This window comes from Capnocytophaga sputigena, assembly GCF_900446695.1.
Taxonomy (GTDB): domain Bacteria; phylum Bacteroidota; class Bacteroidia; order Flavobacteriales; family Flavobacteriaceae; genus Capnocytophaga; species Capnocytophaga sputigena.
On sequence record NZ_UAVP01000007.1, the window covers coordinates 455,915 to 474,002 of the forward strand.

Here is an 18,088-nt window from a genome sequence, read left to right on the forward strand (position 1 = left end):
CTATATTCCAAAACTCGTCAAAAACTTATCGATATACAACTGTTTTTCTTTTGATTTATACTGTTGAATAAAGCGAGGGTGCTCTAATACTACCATTTCACCAAATAAAGTAGCTTCTTTATTCAATTTTTGTAAGAAAGTAGCGTTCTTTTTACCTAACACAAATACCTTTTGAGTATCTACTCCTAAGGCGATGTGCTTTTTGAGAGTTGCTATCATATAGTCCTTTACTGACTTAAAAAGTACCTCCTCATCGTAATAATTAGCATTGAGCCACTTGCCGTCAGAGGCTTTTCGCACAATAGCCAAAGGGAAAGGAGAGTTGATATAAAAATCATTGTAGAATTTAGCTACTCCGCCATATTGCTGTATCATATCATACATAAAAACAGATGATATTTCGTGTGTATGCGCTGACTTCATTGCAATACCACACTCACTTTCTAATCGCTTGGTATCAGTAAAAGGAACACCAGTAACTCCTGCACCGTGTCGGCTGGGATTGATACCTATAATGAATTTCCGCTGGCGGTTATCGTTGTAGAATTTGTGGTAAAAAGCACGCATTACCTCCATAGTTTCAGGATTATCCATATAAGGATTTAGCACATCAAAACCCTTAGGCAAGGATTGGTTGTACGCTAAATGTGTGTTGAAATTAATAACTCTATCGGCAAAAGTATTCATTAGGCTTGTTTTTTGAATTTCACCGCTACCCAATTGTTGCGCTCTAAGTTCTCGATGTATTGCAAACCGTATGTTGCTGCTTTTTCGCGGATAAGAGGTATATCTTCCTTGTAAAAACCACTGAGCAAGAGGGTACCTCCTGCTTTGAGAGCTGGCACATACTGCGGTATATCGTTCAAGAGAATATTGCGGTTGATATTCGCAATAATAAGGTCAAAATCCTTTTCATCAGCCAATGAAGAAGCATCTCCCAGCTCTACTTTGATGTGCTTACAACCATTGCGTTCTACGTTTTCTATAGAGTTCTCTACACACCATTCGTCTACATCAATGGCGAGTACCTCAGTAGCACCGCGTTTGGCTGCCATAATAGCGAGTACGCTCGTGCCACAACCCATATCGAGCACTTTTTTGCCTTTGAGCTCTTCCTTTAGAAGGAATTGCAACATCATATAAGTAGTCTCGTGATGTCCAGTGCCAAAACTCATCTTAGGGTCAATTACAATCTCATAAGGGGTATGTGCTTCTGGGTGGAAGGTAGCGCGTACAGTACACTTATCATCTACCGTGATAGGCTCAAAGTGTTTTTCCCATTCCTCATTCCAATTCACCTGTTCAATAGTTTGATATGTGTAGGTAATTTGGAACTCCTCGCTATGAAGTATTTGTATGTCAGAGAGTATATTAGCATTCCAAAGAGGTTCTTGTATATAAGCTTGCAAACCAGTTTCAGTGTCTACAAAACTCTCAAAGCCTACTTCAGCGAGTTCAGCAACTAATATTTCAGAAGCAATACCTATAGGGGTAATGGTAAAAGTGTATTCTATGTAATTCATTTAATGAAGGGTAAAATCTATTTAGAGCGCAAAAATAAGAAATAATTGCAAAAAGAAAGTGATAAATAAGAAAAAAGTTATATCTTTGCGGGGTGTACAATAGAATTGAAAAAACAGATTGACAATTAAATAGTAACTATTATGAAAATGTACGACATTGTAATCATTGGTTCAGGTCCAGGAGGCTATGTGGCTGCTATTCGCGCTGGACAATTGGGCTTCAAAACTGCCCTTATAGAAAAGTACAATACTCTGGGAGGTACTTGCCTCAATGTAGGTTGTATTCCATCTAAAGCCCTACTCGATTCCTCTCATCATTACGAGGAAGTAACACAACATCTTGAGGCTCACGGCATCGAAATTGCTGGAGAGGTAAAATTTAGCTTAGAGAAAATGATAGATCGCAAGGCTACTGTGGTAGAACAGACCTGTGCAGGAGTGAAATTCTTGATGGAAAAAAATAAAGTTGATGTTTTTACAGGAGTTGGTAGTTTTGAATCACCTACGGAACTAAAAATAACAGCTTCAGATGGAACTTCCGAAACTATAACAACAAAATATACCATCATCGCTACAGGCTCTAAACCTGCAACTTTACCTTTTATCAAACTTGATAAAGAACGTGTGATTACCTCTACCGAAGCTCTCAAACTTAAAGAAGTACCTAAACACCTTATCGTAATAGGGGGTGGGGTGATAGGTTTGGAATTAGGACAAGTGTACAGCCGCCTTGGGGCTAAAGTATCAGTAGTCGAATACACCGATAGTATTATCCCTACAATGGATAGAGGTTTAGGGCGTGAACTCACTAAAGTGCTTAAAAAACAAGGTTTTAACATCTATACAAGCCATAAAGTAACCGAAGTTACTCGCGACGGTAATATAGTAACTGTAAAAGCAATCTCTCCTAAAGGGGAAACTATTAGTTTAGAAGGTGATTACTGCTTGGTAGCCGTCGGTCGTCTTCCTTATACTCGTGAGCTTAATCTTGAAGCTGCTGGCGTACAAAAAGACGAACGGGGTAGGGTAGTAGTAAACGATCACTTGCAAACTAATGTGCCTAATATCTATGCTATAGGCGATGTGGTACGAGGGGCTATGCTCGCTCATAAAGCTGAAGAAGAGGGGGTATTGGTAGTGGAACAACTCGCCGGACAAAAACCTCATATCAACTATAATCTCATACCAGGGGTGGTTTATACGTGGCCTGAAGTTGCCTCAGTAGGAAAATCTGAAGAACAACTCAAAGCCGATGGAGTTGCTTATAAAGTAGGTCAGTTTGCTTTTCGTGCTTTGGGGCGTGCTCGTGCCAGTATGGATACCGATGGCTTTGTCAAGATTTTAGCTGATACTCAAACTGATGAAGTGTTAGGAGTGCATATCATTGGAGCTCGTGCAGCCGATATGATAGCAGAAGCTGTTACAGCTATGGAGTTTCGTGCTAGCGCTGAAGATATTGCTCGTATTTGCCACGCACACCCTACTTTCACCGAGGCTGTAAAAGAAGCTGCCTTAGCAGCAACCGAAAATCGTGCTATTCACGCATAAATCAGATGGTTAATAACTAACAAAACTTTGCCAAAACTAATTGCTTGTAATGCTATGACCTTTGGCAAAGTTATTTTTATATACCAATTTTGCTATTTTGGCACAATCTTGGTGGATACATCCTTATAGTGCGATTTTTTTGTGGAGGAGTGATTTGTTTTATATATGATTAAAAATCAGCTTAATAACTACATTTTTCAGAAAAGTAGAAATGTTAAATAAAATAAAAAATAACAAATAATGAGTGTTATGTCATATAAAACACCTATATTTGCGCCTTGCATAGAATAGTATATATGTACAAAAAATTACACATCCTATTTATAGTATTAGTGGCGCAATTCGCCTCAGCACAGCGATATGAGTTAGGTGTCTTCTTAGGAGGAAGTAACCCCATTGCTGATATTGGTCGCACTCACTACGTGTACCCTAACGAGTTTGCTTTTGGTGGATTGTTCAAATGGAACTTCCACGAACGTATGTCTGCTCGTGTGCAGATAACTAAAACTGCCCTCAGCGGTAATGATGCACAATCGGATATACCAGGAAAACGCAATCGTCAGTTTTCTTTCCGTACAGATGTTACTGATATGACCGCAGGAGTTGAGTGGCATTTCTTTAGCTACAAAATCAAAAATTTGCTCGATCGTCCTATTACACCTTATATTTTCGGAGGTATTACAGGCTTTTGGCATGACGATTTGTATTTTGATCCCGCTTATCCTAAACCTACAGATGCTATCGATACTTCTCGACGAGATTTCGACTTTGCAGTCCCTGTAGCTTTTGGTGTAAAAGCTAAAATTACAAACCGATTGGTTTTGGCAGGTGAGGTGATGTTTCATTTTACCTTTACTAATAATTTAGATGGTACAGCTCCTAAAAACCGTCCTTTTATATTTGGTAATATAGGTAGAAGTTATGATTGGTATACCCTTTCTGGACTTACACTTACTTACACTTTTGGAGAATGGCCTTGTTATTGTAGAAATTAGTGAAATTTAAATGGAAATAACCAAATACCCGAAACACTTGGCTATTATAATGGACGGCAATGGGCGCTGGGCAAAAAAACAAGGTTTGCTCAGGGCTTTTGGTCACGAAAAAGGAGTACAAACTGTAAGGCAGGTAGTCGAATATTGTGTAGAACACAAAATTCCTTATCTTACCTTGTACGCTTTTTCTACTGAAAACTGGAATCGTCCTGCTTTAGAAGTAAAAGCCTTGATGGAATTATTAGTGAAGTTCTTAAAAAAAGAGGTGGATAGTTTGCTGAAAAACAATGTGAAATTGAACACTATAGGCAATTTAGACCGCTTTCCACCCAAAGCTCGTGAAACATTGCTCGCTACTATTGATAAACTAAAACACAACACCGGAGTTACCCTCACTTTAGCCCTTAGCTATGGGTCGCGAGAGGAATTGCTTACCGCTGTAAAACAGATTGCTACTAAGGTGAAAGACGGCGAATTAACTGCCGATGCTATCACTGAGCAAACACTACAACAACATTTGTACACTAATAATTTGCCCGATGTAGATTTGCTCATCCGCACCAGTGGAGAATATCGTATTAGTAACTTTTTGTTATGGCAAATAGCCTATGCCGAACTCTATTTTGCTGAGGTACTATGGCCAGATTTTACAAAAAAACACTTAGAGGATGCTCTCCTCAATTATCAAAATAGAGAAAGACGATTTGGAAAAACAAGCGAACAACTTACGTAAAACTATGCTGAAAAAAATTATATTACTCGCCTTTTTGGCTTTGGTAAGCCTTGTGAATGCACAAGAAGAAAGAATATCATTAGGACAAGGAAAAAAATACACCATAGGCGGCATCGAAGTTACTGGTGCCAAACGTTATAACGAACAAACGATCCTCACTACTTCTGGTTTGAAGGTAGGAGATGTAATTGAAATCCCTAGTGAGAAATTCAGTGCGATTATCCATAAATTATGGAGTTATAAGTTGTTTAGCGATATCAATATCTATATCAAAAGGGTAGAGGGTGATACAGTATTTTTAGAATTAGCCATTAAAGAAACTCCTTCCCTTGTAAATGTAAAAGTATCAGGTATTGGACAGAAAAAAGGTGAAACCCTCCTCAAAGATGCCGATATTAAGAAAGGTGCAAAAGTGAATGAGAGTTTGATTGCTAATACCCGAAACTATATCACCAATAAATACCGAAAAGATGGCTATCTAAATACTAAAGTAACTATTGATACTAAGGTAGATACTACCGATGCAAACGGAGTGGATATGCTTATCCATATTGATAAAGGTAGTAAGGTAAAAGTAGATAAAATAGTTTTTGAAGGTAACCAGCAGTTCAGTTCAGCCAAATTGCGTAAAAAACTCAAAAAAACCAAACAAATACAGTTTGGTCGCTTTTGGAAACGCTCTAAGTATGTGAAAAAGAACTATGAGGAAGATCTTACAAATCTGATTGATTTCTATAAGGAAAAAGGTTATCGAGATGCTCGTGTGGTAAGTGATTCTCTCATCAAAGAAAAAGATGGTAATGTAAGTTTAAATATTGCTGTAGAAGAGGGCAAACGTTATTATTTTGGTGATATCCGCTTTTTGGGGAACTCAGTTTACAACGACCGCGTACTCAATCAAATTTTAGGCATTAAAAAAGGGGATGTGTATAATGGAGTATTGCTCAAAAAACGTGTGCAAGACAATACCAAACCCGATGCTGAAGATATTACCAACTTGTACCAAAATAGTGGTTATCTTTTCTCTCAAGTACATCCTGTAGAAACTTCAGTGGTGAACGATACTATCAATTTTGAAATACGCATTGTAGAAGGAAAACCTGCATATTTCAATAAAATAACAGTAAAAGGTAACGAAAAAACAAACGACTATGTAATTTATCGTGAATTGCGTACTCGTCCTGGTTACCTATATAGTAAAGATGCCGTAGTGCGTACTGTGCGTGAATTAGGTCAATTACAACTCTTTGATGCTCAAAATATCAATCCTGATTTCAAAAATGCCGATCCTAATGCAGGAACAGTAGATATAGAGTATAACCTTACCGAAACAGGTTCAAGTCAGGTACAATTACAAGGTGGTTATGGAGGAGGTTCTTTTATTGGAACGGTAGCTTTATCGTTCAACAACTTCTCTATCAAAAATATATTCAATAGAAAGGCTTATCGTCCTGTACCTATGGGTGACGGACAAAGTTTATCACTCAGCTTGCAAGTGAGTAGATACTATCGCACTTATGGATTCTCATTTGCCGAACCTTGGATGGGAGGCAAACAGCCAGTACAGTTCTCAGTATCATTTAGCCGTACTGAACAATTTGGTTATAGCTATAGAAGTTATGATGTAGATAAAAGCCGCCGTGTATATATCACTGAGTTTAGTTTAGGATTAGCAAAACGTCTTAGAGTTCCAGATGACTATTTCCAAATCGCTCACACACTCACCTATAAACACTACGATTTGAAAGATTATCCTAATTTAGGGCTCTTTACTTTCAAAGATGGTTCATCTAACTCTTTTGCTTACACTATTGCTCTATCGCGTAATTCTAGCGGACCTAACCCTATCTATCCAATGACGGGTAGTAGTTTTACTATCAGCGCAAAGGTTACCCCTCCTTATTCTTTGTTTAATGGAGTGAATTACGCTAAGTTGTTAGAGGATCGTACACAAGCTATTGCGAATAACGATAGCGACAAAATAGCTTCTATAGACCAAGAACGCTTCCGTTGGTTAGAATTCTATAAATTCAAATTCACTTCAGCTTGGTATACTAATTTGTACAGCAAGTTTGTGTTGAAATTTGGAGCCGACTTTGGGTATCTCGGGGCTTATAACAACAATCGCGGTATAGTACCTTTTGAACGATTCTTTATGGGAGGTGATGGATTAGGTTATTACAATATGGATGGTCGTGAAAACATACAAATGCGTGGTTATGAGAACTACGGATTATCTTCAGATAGTGGAGAAACTATATTCAATAAATTCTCATTGGAGTTGCGTTACCCTATCACTCTCAAACCTATGGCTTCTATCTATGGTTTGGCATTCGCCGAAGGAGGAAATGTACACGATGGATTCTCAAACTTCAATCCTTTCCAACTTAAGCGTTCAGCAGGTTTAGGCTTGAGACTCTTTATGCCACAATTTGGTATGTTGGGTATTGATTTTGGTTATGGATTTGATAATCCAGCTAATAGTACAAACCGCAGTGGTTGGCAAACTCATTTCATTTTTGGACAACAATTCTAATTTTTGGCACGATATTTTCTATGAAAAAGTTATCAGTTCTTTTTGCAGTGCTATTGGCAACAATAACACTTTCATTTGCACAGAAGCCTTCCCGTATAGGCTATGTGGATATGGACTATATTTTGGCTAATTTGGAAGACTACAAAGTAGCAAACCAGCAGTTTGCATTGCAAGTAGAACAATGGCAAGCAGAGATAGAAAAACGCCTGACTAAAATACAAGCTGAAAAAGATAAGTTAGAGGCTGAAAAAGCATTACTTACTCCTGAATTGATAAAAGATAAGGAAGAGGAAATCGCTTTGATGGAGTACAACCTCAATGCTTACAAACAGCAAAAGTTTGATGCTAAAGATGGAGAGTACATCAATCAAAAGTTTTTGCTCGCCAAGCCTATTCAAGACCAAGTGTTCAACATAGTGCAAGAGATAGGTAAATTGCGCAAGTATGACTTTATTTTTGAAAAAAGTGATGCGACAATGTTGTTTTCTAACGAGCAACACAACCTTAGTAAGGTAGTACTTCGTGCCTTGAAGAAAAAAGATAATGCTGCCGATCGCAATAAAGATATGGCAGAGCTCTTAAAAGAAAGTTACGATTTTGAGTTTGTGGAAGAGCGTGTGAAAAAACGCAAAGAAGCCGAAAAAGCACGTGAAGAACGCCGAGTGCAATATGAACAAGAACGTTTGCGCAAAACAGAAGAAATGAAGCAACAGCGTGAAAACTTCAGAGCCCAACGTGCTAAAGAACAAGCAGAACGTCAACAAAAAGCTCAGCAAGAACGCGAAACTTTGAAAGCACAACGCGAAAAAGAACAAGCAGAACGCGTGCAGAAAATGCAACAAGAACGTGAGACCTTAAAAGCTCAACGCGAAAAAGAACAAGCGGAACGCGTACAGAAAATGCAGCAAGAACGTGAAGCTTTAAAAGCTCAGCGTGAAAAAGAACAAGCCGAGCGCATTCAAAAAGCTCAGCAAGAACGTGAAGCTTTAAAAGCTCAACGTGAAAAAGAACAAGCAGAACGCTTGCAAAAACAACAAGAAGCGGGAACACAAACTCGCACAACAAACTAAGTAAAAATTTTAAAATAACTAATATTACAAACAAAGATGATGAGAAACATTAGAACATTGATGATTGCATTGGCTCTCTTTTTTGGAGCTACAACAATGCTCACTGCACAGGTGAAAGTTGCCCATATAGATGTGCAAAAACTTTTGGAAGAAATGCCTGAAAGAAAATCTATAGAAGCCCAGTTGAAAAAAATGGAGCAAGGCTATATGAACGACATTCAAGCTGCCATCAAAGAATTGCAAGCTAAAGCTCAAAAATATGATAATGAGTACGCAGCACTTTCTGAAGCTCAAAGAAAATCGAGAGAAGCTGAGTTCCTTAAAAAATCTGAGGAAATAAAAACAATGGAAGAAAATATCCGTAAAACTCAACAAACAGCTGCTGAAAGTTTGCAAAAAAAACAACAAGAACTCGTAGAGCCTTTGCTTAAAAAAGTAAAAACTGCTATCGAAAATATTGCTAAAGAAAAAGGCTTGCAATACGTATTAGATTCAAGTGCGGGTTCAAGTGTGATTGTTGCTACAGGTGAAGACCTCTATGGCACTGTAAAAAAGAAATTAGGTTTCTAATTGAAAACTACACATATTACAAAATGGTTTATTTACAAAAAGTGTTCGCTATGTGAACACTTTTTTTTATTTTTGCACCATCAAAATAAGATAATAGAAAAATGAGTGATGTTACATTCTCTACAGCTCCTATAGGTCTATTTGATTCGGGGGTAGGAGGAACTACTATTTGGAAGGAAATTAATGCCCTAATGCCTAATGAGAGTACTCTTTTTTTAGCTGATAATAAGAATGCTCCCTATGGAGAAAAAACAAAGGAAGAGATTATAACTCTCTGTGATGCCAATACTCAATTTTTGTTGGCTCAAAAAGCTAAAATTATAGTAGTAGCTTGCAATACAGGTACTACTAATGCTATTTCTTATTTGAGGAATAAGTATAAGGATGTGCCTTTTATTGGTATCGAACCTGCTATCAAACCGGCGAGCTTACAGAGTGTAACTAAGAAAATAGGTGTTTTAGCCACTCGGAGTACACTTGCAAGTGATCTTTTTGCTAAAACAAGTGAGCACCTCAAACAAGAGGAGCAAGTGGAAATTATAGAACAAGTAGGTGAGGGGCTAGTAGATCTTATAGAAGCAGGACGTATAGAAAGTCCCGAAATGACCCAACTATTGCGTCATCATCTTTTGCCAATGGTCGCCTTAGGTATTGATTATTTAGTATTAGGCTGTACCCATTATCCCTATTTATTGCCTCAGATACAACAACTCATTCCTGCCCGTATCAAAGTCATAGATTCGGGCTATGCCGTTGCTAAACAAACGAGAAATATACTATTACAACACCATTTGCTCAACGAAGATACAAGTATGACACCCAGTCACATTTGGCTTGCCAATGGTAATACAGAAGTGTTAAAACAATTTGCCCCCAAAGAAAAAAGATTAGAAAACTTACAAATTTCTAATTTCTAGCTCCTAACTCCTAATTCCTATTTTTTAGGAATCCTGATGTAATAGGTTTTACTATCTTTGTTGTCAAGTTTCCTATCACGTAGCCAAGGATTGTAATTTTTTAACTCTTTGTAAGTGATATTTTGACTTTTAGCAAAATCACTAAGATTTTCTATGGTGCTATCTACCATTACATTATAAGTAGGTAATTCGTTGTACAAGTGCTTTTTATCGAAGATAAATCCATACTTTTTAGGGTGCTTCATTATTTCTTTTACAGCCAAAATACGGAATACATAACGCGAAGTTTCACTGTTTAGGTACAAATCGTAGTAGTTGTTTGTTTGCTGAAAAGTAGTCTGTTTGTTCATTCCTGCTACACCAGCGTTGTAGGCAGCTGCTGCCATTGTCCATGAACCTGTGCTACGTTTGGCTTTATTTAGGTAATCACAAGCAGCTTGCGTTGCTTTTTCTAAGTGATAACGTTCATCAACTTGGTCGCTTACTTCTAAACTGTACTCTTGAGCAGCAGCTTTCATAAACTGCCAAAAACCACTAGCTCCTGAAGGCGATACAGCATTGGTGAGCCCGCTTTCTATAACAGCTAAATATTTAAAATCGTCAGGAATATTGTTGCGTTTGAGTATAGGTTCTATGATGGGGAAATATTTGTTAGCGCGTTTGAATAGCAACAAACTGTTAGACTGCCAATAAACATTCACGAGAAATTCTCTGTCTAATCGTTCGTATACATCAGGGTCATCCATAGGTACTTTTTCACCTGCAAAATCTAATTTTTCAGGTAGGTCAATAGCGTATGTTCTGTAGTTATCAAAAAAATCATCTTTGTGATTAGAAGAAGTTTCTTCACTAGCAAGAGGATTCTCAGTTAGTTCAGCTTCAGTTTGTTCAAAAATATTGAGGTCTTCTTTCTTAACTGACATAGCGTTTACTAAGAACCCTGAAAGCAGTACTACACCACCACTGATAAGAATGTATTGTAATGTTTTTTTCATTATTGTTTTCTTTTTGTTATTAAAAAACTTTGCTAAAGGCGGAGTACGACTTTAGCAAAGTGAAATTACGCTAAGGCGTTGAGTTTCCCAATCAAGGCACCTGCTTTTTCTTCAAACTCTTTTCTTACTTGTTTGAGATGAGCGCCTCTGTTTTCTACTGATTTATCAGCTACTTTATCAATAAGTGAGTCAAAATCATTTAGGATTTCTCCTACAAGAGCTTTGCCCTCTTTGGTTTCCATTTTGCCAGTGAAATACACAGCGTCAATGATATCTCCCAACACATAGTTGATCTCTTTTTTTAAAATGCGAATGCTTGCCATACGTTTTTAATTTATTGATGATTTGCGGGCAAAGTTACAAATTAATTCTTATCTTTGCAAAAAATAAATCAGTTATGTACGTATACAATTTAACGATGGTAGTGAGTGATGAAGTGTTTTTACTTTGGCAGAACTGGCTGCAATCTGTTTATTTACCAATAGTAAAAACATCAGGAACTATAGAAAAAGTACGAGTATTCAAATTGTTAGACGCTCCCGAAAAACATTATGCAGTACATTGCGAAACCTCTTCTCCTTCTCATTTATTGCATTTTATTGAAAATACTATCCCTCAACTTTTACAACAAGCCGCTGAAACTTTTGGAGAGAAAGTGCTTTTTTGGGGAACTCAGCTCAAAGAAGTGAAAACTCAAGACTAGATGAGAAAAGAATTTGGCATAAAAATTGATTTATGACTATTAGCTATCAACTATTAACTCATTGCTATTAACTAAAATAAAAATGACTATGAAAAAGAATGCAAAACTTACAAGTGTAATGAAACAACTTGTCTTGGCAATCGTAGTTTCATTCACATTCACTTCTTGCGTCGGCTACTACTACGCCGATGGCATTTATAATGACCCCGTGCCCGAAAGGCCACGTTATGTAGAGAGAGAAATGCCTCCTCAACGTTATGATTATCAACCCGAAAATCGTTATGCTGATAATGGTTACAATAGCTATTTTAGGGATAAAGCCAAACAGTATGAAAATCCTACAGTAGATAGTAGTTTTACTCATTTTACTGATGTAAATAGCTATCGTTCTAATGCCTATGCTTCAGGAACTTCTTCTTATGGAGGTTGGGGTTCTAACCCTTCACAAGTGAATGTAAATGTCTACAATCGCGGTTGGGCAAATCCTTACTATGGTTATTACGCTTATCCATACTACCGTTCTTATCGTTCTGGTTGGAGTCTATCTTTAGGTTGGGGTAGTTATTACGATCCTTATTGGGATAACTACTACTATGGAGGTTACTATCCTTACTATGGTTATGATCCATACTATAGCTATTATTCTTATTATGGATATTATCCTTATTATGGTTACTATCCTTATGGATATTATTACGACTATTATCGTTCAAGAGATTATTACTATGAACCAAACTATTCCTATGGTAATAGTCGAGGACGCGCCATCATAAGAGAAGATGGACGAAGAGGTGATCCAAATCGTTATAGTGATTATGATAGAGGTTCTTATAATCGTTCACAAACACAAGGTTCTTACAATCATCGCTATGGCAATGAGACTAATAGACCCTCTTATCAAAATCAAACCCCTTCTTACAATAGCACCCCTTCAGGCTATGAATTAAGAAGAGCTTATGAATCTAATAATTCTAACTATTCAGGTAGAAGCTCTAATTATGGCAATAGTAATTCAGGCGGGAATTATAATAGTGGTAGTTCCTCTAATAGTGGAGGAGGGGGGTATAGAAGTTCTAACCGTGATTAAAAATATTAGCAAATGAAAAAAATTAGTCATATATTACTTTTAGTAGCTTTTCTTTTTGTAATGAACATACAAGCACAGAATTATACTGATGCTTTGCGTTATACAACAGAAGAGCTTACTGGTACCGCTCGTTTTAAAGCAATGAGTGGCGCTTTTGGAGCCTTAGGAGGTGATCCTTCTGCTTTCAACATTAATCCTGCAGGAAGTGCAGTCTTTAGCGCAAGTGAAATTTCTTTTTCTTTAAATAACAATAACCAAAAAAGAAATATAACCTTTCTTGATAGAAATCACAAGCAAAGTAACAATGATTTTAATCTCAATCACTTTGGTCTTGTTCTAACACTACCTGATGCATCACCTACTTTTAAAAGAATAAGTTTTGGATTTAATTATCAATTAGTGAAAACTTTTGATAATGATAAATTTTCTTATTCAGCTTATAATAGCAAAGGCTTAGATGATTATTTTTTGTATTACGCTACTAAAGGTAATGCAGGTAATCCTTTCAGCTTTGACACTTTTGCTAATGGATATAATTATAGACACTCTAATCAGCAAGAGGAAATAGGTGAATACTATGCTAAATTAGGACGTACAGAAGGTTATGCTGCTCAAATGGCTTATTTAGGTTTGATGGCAAATGTTATTTCCCCTCAAACACTTACAGCTACTAATACTACCTATATACCTAGTGGCTATAATCAAGAACGTTTAGAAACTTATAGAATAGATCGCTCAGGTTATATAAATAAATATAATTTTAACTTCTCTTCTCAAATAGGTGATTTTATTTACTTGGGAATGAACTTAAATGTACATAACATTAATGAAAAAACACTTTATAGCTTAAAGGATGAAAATTTTCAAAGTAATAATCCTTTATTGCGATATGCTAATCACAAACAATATATCAATACATTAGGTGAAGGAATTTCATTACAGTTAGGAAGTATAATTAAAATAACCGATGACTTGCGAGTAGGAGTGAGTTATCAATCACCTACATGGTACAGTCTCAAAGAAGAATCACGCCAAGTATTATATGCAACTTCAGGAATTGCAACCCGTACGTATGACTATGATGTTGAGTTAGTCAATCGTTATGGAGACCCTATTTGGTATGAACGTGAATATAAATTTCGTACTCCTGGTGCATGGACAGCTAGTGCAGCTTATATTATCAAAAAAAGAGCAATATTGAGCGTAGATTATACCTATAAAGCCTATGATAATATGAAATTTAGAAGTAACAATATGAAAGCGGAGAATACTATTATCCAAAACGAATTAGGTGACACTTCTTCCTTGCGAGTGGGGGGGGAATTCCGTATCCCTTTTAAATTGTTAAAAGAACAAGAAGCAAGCAGAAACTACGTAAGTCTCCGTGCAGGTTATCGTTACGAGCAAAGTCCATATCGCAAAGCTATAGCTACTGTAGGTGACCTTACAGGTTATTCGTTTGGAGCAGGAGTTACTTTAGGTGGTATTCGTTTAGATGCCTCTTATGATATTGCTAAACAAACTAACCTATACCAAATGTACGAAACTGTCCTTACTGATAACGCACAGATCAAATCAACTTATGGTAACTTCTTGTTTACCTTTACGGCACAGCTCTTTTAATTAAATAATATTAGAATTACTTTTGTATCATATTGTAGGGGCGAATTATTGCAATTTCCCCTCAAAAAAAGAGACGGTAATAAAAAATTGCCGTCTCATTTTTAGTATAATGAAATTACACAGAAACTTAGTAGATGCCGTGATAGAGGGGCTTACCTTTATCTTCAATGAAGGGCAATACGCCGATAAAGTAGTTGAAAAACAACTCAAAAAAGATAAACGTTGGGGTGCTCGCGATAGGGCTTTCATCGCCGAAACTATTTATGACATCGTGCGTTGGAAACGCCTTTATGCCGAAATTGCCGAAGTACACGAACCCTTTACAGTGCATAACCTGCGCCGTATGTTTGCCGTGTGGGCAACCCTAAAAAGTATTACCTTGCCCGATTGGGGTAACTATTTTGAAGATACGCCTGCTCGCCGAATTAAAGGTAAGTTCGATGAACTTTCTAAACTTAGAAAATTCCGTGAATCAGTACCCGATTGGCTAGATGCTTTAGGCGTAAAAGAGTTAGGAGAAACGCTATGGACAGATGAACTGCACGCTCTCAATACTTTAGCACCCGTAGTATTGCGTGTCAATACCCTCAAAACTTCTTTGGAACGTTTGCAACAGTTTCTACGACAAGAAAAAATAGAGACTTATCCTTTGCGAGACTATCCTAATGCCTTGCAATTAGTAGAACGGGGCAATATCTTTAAAACCCAAGCCTTTGCCGATGGTCTATTTGAGGTACAAGATGCTTCCTCTCAAAAAGTTGTTCCTTTTATGCAAATAGATGACAAGGTGAAACGCGTAATCGATACTTGTGCAGGGGCAGGAGGCAAAACACTCCATATAGCCAACCTATTGCAAAACAAAGGTCAGGTGATTGCAATGGATATCTATGAACAGAAGTTGCAAGAACTCAAACGCCGAGCGCGCCGCAATGGGGCTTTCAACATAGAAACCAAACTCATAGATCCCAAACAACTCAAGCGTATGCAAGGCACTGCCGACCGTGTGCTTATTGATGCTCCTTGTAGTGGTTTGGGAGTATTACGCCGCAACCCCGATGCCAAATGGAAATTGCGCCCTGAGTTTTTAGACGAGATACGCGCTACCCAACAAGAAATCTTACAACAGTATAGTAAATTACTCAAGAAAGGAGGCAAACTCGTTTATGCAACTTGTTCTATATTGCCGAGTGAAAACCACCAACAAGTAGAGAAATTCTTAGCTTCGGAAGCTGGAAAAGATTTTCGTTTAGAAGCTGAAGAAGTGATATTTGCACATCAATCAGGTTATGACGGCTTCTATATGGCAAGGCTCGCTTTTTAGGTATGTTGTAGGGGCTAATGGCAATTAGCCTTACTATTACAAACCTTTTGCGTCGCTACACTTTGCTAAAGTTTTAATTGTTCGTCGTGTTACGACCTTTGGCAAAGTTGATTACCTTGATAATCAATTACTTTTAAAGTATCACAATATATTCACAAAATAATTCACCGTAAGGTGAAAATTTGTGAGATAATATAAAGCGAAGAGTTTTATACAGTCCCAAATTCGTGTAAATTCGTGAAATTCGTGGGAGATTAAAAATATTTTGCTGATTGTTAAGTGATTAATTATATTGAACTCACATTAATTACTTTTGTAAATTAGGATTGTTAGCAATTACTAAGTAAGTAACTTAGAGGCTTTAAGACTTTATAAAAGCTTGTTATTGCCTATATCATTATTTTGTTGTAATTTTGCACTCTTAAATAAAACGACCAAATGAAAAAACTCATTACATTACTGCTTATTGCTTTTGCAACTATAGCAAATGCTCAAATACACAACCCTGTAAAATGGAAAACAGCGGTTGAAAAAATCAACGATAACGAATACTATTTGGTAGCAACAGCTTCCATTGAGGCAGGTTGGAAACTCTACGGACAAAACATCCCACCTAATGGACCGGTACCTACCTCCTTTAAATATACCCAAGAGCCTACTTTTGAGTTGGTAGGAAAAACTGAAGAGTCAAAACCTATTGTAAAACATGACAAGGTGTTTGATATGGAAATTGCTTATTTCTATAGACAAGCAGTTTTCAAACAACGTATTAAACTCTTGGGTGAAGTTACTTCTATCTCTATCAAAGCTGAAGTTGAGTTTATGAGTTGTGACGATAGCAACTGCTTGCCCCCCGATTCAGTAGATTTAGAATTTTTCCTTTCAGGGATTGCTGCGGCTAATCAAGGCGCAACTCCTCAGTTTACTTTTGGTAATAATACCGAGGAAAATAACACTGTTCCTGCAACTACCGTAAGCCAAACTACAGCACCCAAAGCTCCTGTTCAAACTCCTATTTCACACCAAGGTCTTTGGACAATATTCTTTATATCTTTCCTTTCTGGCTTTGCTGCCTTGCTCACTCCTTGCGTATTTCCTATGATTCCTATGACAGTGAGTTATTTTACCAAACAGAGCAAAACTAAAGCTAAAGGTATCAAAAATGCTGTAATTTATGGAATCTCTATCATTGTAATTTATGTGTTGTTGGGCTCAGCTATTACCGCTATCTTTGGAGCAGATGCCTTAAATGCTTTGGCGAGTAACTTCTGGTTCAACCTCATATTTTTCTTGATATTGGTAGTGTTTGCTATTTCGTTCTTAGGAGCTTTTGAAATTACTTTGCCTAGTTCGTGGAGTACCAAAGTAGATGCACAAGCCGATCGCAGTGGTTTTGTAGGTATTTTCTTTATGGCATTAGCTTTGGCAATAGTATCTTTCTCTTGTACAGGTCCTATTGTAGGTACTTTATTAGTACAAGCAGCTTCTGAAGGTGGAATTGCTCCTATTATAGGAATGTTCGGCTTCTCATTAGCAATTGCCTTGCCTTTTGCCTTGTTCGCTGCTTTCCCTGGTTGGTTGCATTCATTGCCTAAATCAGGGGGTTGGATGAACACTGTAAAAGTGGTATTAGGATTTTTAGAATTGGCGTTAGCGTTCAAATTCCTTTCTAATGCCGATTTGGTATTGCAATATCACTGGATAGAACGAGAGGTGTTTATCGCTATTTGGATTGCCGTTTTCGCTGCCTTATCACTCTATCTTTTTGGAAAAATACGCTTGCCTCACGACGATGCTACCGATCGTATTTCTGTAGGTCGTTTGTTATTAGGCTTGGTAACCCTTAGTTTTACGGTTTATATGATTCCAGGGCTATGGGGTGCGCCACTCAACCTTATCAACGCTTTTCCACCCCCACAACACTATAGCGAATCACCTTATGGTGTAGGTTATACCGCTGGAGGAGGTAGTACAAATGTAGATGAAGGGGCTCTTCCTGAAGGAGCGCACTTGTTCAAACCTCACAATATCGTTACTTTTGATGATTATGAAAAAGGATTGGCTTATGCCAAACAAGTGAATAAACCTGTAATGTTAGATTTTACAGGCTGGTCTTGTGTGAACTGCCGTAAAATGGAACAAAACGTATGGCCTAATCCTCAAGTACTCGATGCCCTTAGAAATGAAGTGGTATTGATTTCGTTATACGTAGACGACAAGCGAGAACTTCCTGAGAGCGAAGTGAAACCCTCACAAATCAGAGAGGGCAAGATGATTAAAACTATTGGGCAAAAATGGAGTGAATTTCAAACTCTCAAATATAAAGCTAACACTCAACCTTTTTATGTGTTGATGAATCACCAAGGAGAGAACTTGGTAGCCCCTATTGGTTATACCCTCGATACCGATGATCCCGATGAGTTTTATCAATGGATAAAACAAGGTATTACTGCTTTTCGCAAATAAA

At 37.4% G+C, this 18,088-nt stretch carries 16 protein-coding genes; 12 read left to right on the forward strand and 4 right to left on the reverse strand.

The window, feature by feature from the left end; genetic code table 11:
• On the reverse strand, positions 1-687 hold the full coding sequence (locus tag DR017_RS06000; RefSeq protein WP_002677324.1) for an SMUG2 DNA glycosylase family protein: 687 nt from the start codon (positions 685-687) through the stop codon (positions 1-3).
• On the reverse strand, positions 687-1,523 hold the full coding sequence (gene prmA, locus DR017_RS06005; protein WP_002677352.1) for a 50S ribosomal protein L11 methyltransferase: 837 nt from the start codon (positions 1,521-1,523) through the stop codon (positions 687-689). Before prmA ends, DR017_RS06000 begins: the two co-directional genes overlap by 1 nt.
• 141 nt (positions 1,524-1,664) lie before the next feature.
• Here prmA and lpdA point away from each other — a divergent pair, with 141 nt between their 5' ends.
• From lpdA to murI, 7 genes are all read left to right on the forward strand, one after another.
• Positions 1,665-3,071: a dihydrolipoyl dehydrogenase gene (lpdA, locus tag DR017_RS06010; protein WP_002677570.1), complete on the forward strand. Its 1,407-nt coding sequence runs from the start codon at positions 1,665-1,667 to the stop codon at positions 3,069-3,071.
• 296 nt (positions 3,072-3,367) lie between these two features.
• The gene (gene porG, locus DR017_RS06015) at positions 3,368-4,066 is read left to right on the forward strand and encodes a type IX secretion system protein PorG (RefSeq protein WP_002677145.1); all 699 of its coding nucleotides are present in this window, start codon (positions 3,368-3,370) and stop codon (positions 4,064-4,066) included.
• Positions 4,067-4,076: 10 nt separating this feature from the next.
• Positions 4,077-4,799: an undecaprenyl pyrophosphate synthase gene (gene uppS, locus DR017_RS06020; RefSeq protein WP_002677251.1), complete on the forward strand. Its 723-nt coding sequence runs from the start codon at positions 4,077-4,079 to the stop codon at positions 4,797-4,799.
• A gap of 4 nt (positions 4,800-4,803) precedes the next feature.
• A complete protein-coding gene (locus tag DR017_RS06025) occupies positions 4,804-7,335 on the forward strand; it encodes a BamA/OMP85 family outer membrane protein (protein WP_002677574.1) in 2,532 nt (843 codons plus the stop codon).
• Between the two features lie 20 nt (positions 7,336-7,355).
• Positions 7,356-8,405 carry an OmpH/Skp family outer membrane protein gene (locus DR017_RS06030; protein WP_040360602.1) on the forward strand — a complete coding sequence of 350 codons (1,050 nt, stop codon included), beginning with the start codon at positions 7,356-7,358 and terminating at the stop codon, positions 8,403-8,405.
• A gap of 36 nt (positions 8,406-8,441) precedes the next feature.
• Positions 8,442-8,975 carry an OmpH/Skp family outer membrane protein gene (locus DR017_RS06035; RefSeq protein WP_040360600.1) on the forward strand — a complete coding sequence of 178 codons (534 nt, stop codon included), beginning with the start codon at positions 8,442-8,444 and terminating at the stop codon, positions 8,973-8,975.
• 101 nt (positions 8,976-9,076) lie between these two features.
• On the forward strand, positions 9,077-9,892 hold the full coding sequence (gene murI, locus DR017_RS06040; protein WP_002677407.1) for a glutamate racemase: 816 nt from the start codon (positions 9,077-9,079) through the stop codon (positions 9,890-9,892).
• Positions 9,893-9,909: 17 nt separating this feature from the next.
• Here the strand turns inward: murI and DR017_RS06045 are convergent, their stop codons facing one another.
• Positions 9,910-10,887, reverse strand: a complete 978-nt coding sequence (locus tag DR017_RS06045) for a lytic transglycosylase domain-containing protein (RefSeq protein ID WP_002677218.1) — start codon at positions 10,885-10,887, stop codon at positions 9,910-9,912.
• 65 nt (positions 10,888-10,952) lie between these two features.
• Complete coding sequence (locus DR017_RS06050; protein ID WP_002677593.1) at positions 10,953-11,210, reverse strand: hypothetical protein; 258 nt, start codon at positions 11,208-11,210, stop codon at positions 10,953-10,955.
• Positions 11,211-11,284: 74 nt separating this feature from the next.
• Between DR017_RS06050 and DR017_RS06055 the strand changes: the two genes are divergently transcribed.
• The 5 genes from DR017_RS06055 (at position 11,285) to DR017_RS06075 (ending at position 18,087) form a co-directional block, all read left to right on the forward strand.
• A complete protein-coding gene (locus DR017_RS06055) occupies positions 11,285-11,590 on the forward strand; it encodes a DUF4286 family protein (protein ID WP_002677510.1) in 306 nt (101 codons plus the stop codon).
• Positions 11,591-11,678: 88 nt separating this feature from the next.
• On the forward strand, positions 11,679-12,677 hold the full coding sequence (locus tag DR017_RS06060) for a hypothetical protein (RefSeq protein ID WP_002677609.1): 999 nt from the start codon (positions 11,679-11,681) through the stop codon (positions 12,675-12,677).
• A gap of 12 nt (positions 12,678-12,689) precedes the next feature.
• Positions 12,690-14,300 carry an OmpP1/FadL family transporter gene (locus tag DR017_RS06065; protein ID WP_002677177.1) on the forward strand — a complete coding sequence of 537 codons (1,611 nt, stop codon included), beginning with the start codon at positions 12,690-12,692 and terminating at the stop codon, positions 14,298-14,300.
• A 109-nt stretch (positions 14,301-14,409) separates the two neighbouring features.
• Entirely contained in the window at positions 14,410-15,621 is a 1,212-nt protein-coding gene (locus DR017_RS06070) for an RsmB/NOP family class I SAM-dependent RNA methyltransferase (RefSeq protein WP_002677186.1), read from the forward strand.
• Between the two features lie 438 nt (positions 15,622-16,059).
• Positions 16,060-18,087 carry a protein-disulfide reductase DsbD family protein gene (locus tag DR017_RS06075; protein WP_002677208.1) on the forward strand — a complete coding sequence of 676 codons (2,028 nt, stop codon included), beginning with the start codon at positions 16,060-16,062 and terminating at the stop codon, positions 18,085-18,087.
• The last annotated feature ends 1 nt before the right edge of the window (position 18,088 follow it).

Bases quoted from the DNA above. Each gene is read 5' to 3' on its own strand.
- DR017_RS06000 (WP_002677324.1), bottom strand. From the start codon at position 687: ATGAATACTTTTGCCGATAGAGTTATTAATTTCAACACACATTTAGCG.
- prmA (WP_002677352.1), bottom strand. From the start codon at position 1,523: ATGAATTACATAGAATACACTTTTACCATTACCCCTATAGGTATTGCT.
- lpdA (WP_002677570.1), top strand. From the start codon at position 1,665: ATGAAAATGTACGACATTGTAATCATTGGTTCAGGTCCAGGAGGCTAT.
- porG (WP_002677145.1), top strand. From the start codon at position 3,368: ATGTACAAAAAATTACACATCCTATTTATAGTATTAGTGGCGCAATTC.
- uppS (WP_002677251.1), top strand. From the start codon at position 4,077: ATGGAAATAACCAAATACCCGAAACACTTGGCTATTATAATGGACGGC.
- DR017_RS06025 (WP_002677574.1), top strand. From the start codon at position 4,804: ATGCTGAAAAAAATTATATTACTCGCCTTTTTGGCTTTGGTAAGCCTT.
- DR017_RS06030 (WP_040360602.1), top strand. From the start codon at position 7,356: ATGAAAAAGTTATCAGTTCTTTTTGCAGTGCTATTGGCAACAATAACA.
- DR017_RS06035 (WP_040360600.1), top strand. From the start codon at position 8,442: ATGATGAGAAACATTAGAACATTGATGATTGCATTGGCTCTCTTTTTT.
- murI (WP_002677407.1), top strand. From the start codon at position 9,077: ATGAGTGATGTTACATTCTCTACAGCTCCTATAGGTCTATTTGATTCG.
- DR017_RS06045 (WP_002677218.1), bottom strand. From the start codon at position 10,887: ATGAAAAAAACATTACAATACATTCTTATCAGTGGTGGTGTAGTACTG.
- DR017_RS06050 (WP_002677593.1), bottom strand. From the start codon at position 11,210: ATGGCAAGCATTCGCATTTTAAAAAAAGAGATCAACTATGTGTTGGGA.
- DR017_RS06055 (WP_002677510.1), top strand. From the start codon at position 11,285: ATGTACGTATACAATTTAACGATGGTAGTGAGTGATGAAGTGTTTTTA.
- DR017_RS06060 (WP_002677609.1), top strand. From the start codon at position 11,679: ATGAAAAAGAATGCAAAACTTACAAGTGTAATGAAACAACTTGTCTTG.
- DR017_RS06065 (WP_002677177.1), top strand. From the start codon at position 12,690: ATGAAAAAAATTAGTCATATATTACTTTTAGTAGCTTTTCTTTTTGTA.
- DR017_RS06070 (WP_002677186.1), top strand. From the start codon at position 14,410: ATGAAATTACACAGAAACTTAGTAGATGCCGTGATAGAGGGGCTTACC.
- DR017_RS06075 (WP_002677208.1), top strand. From the start codon at position 16,060: ATGAAAAAACTCATTACATTACTGCTTATTGCTTTTGCAACTATAGCA.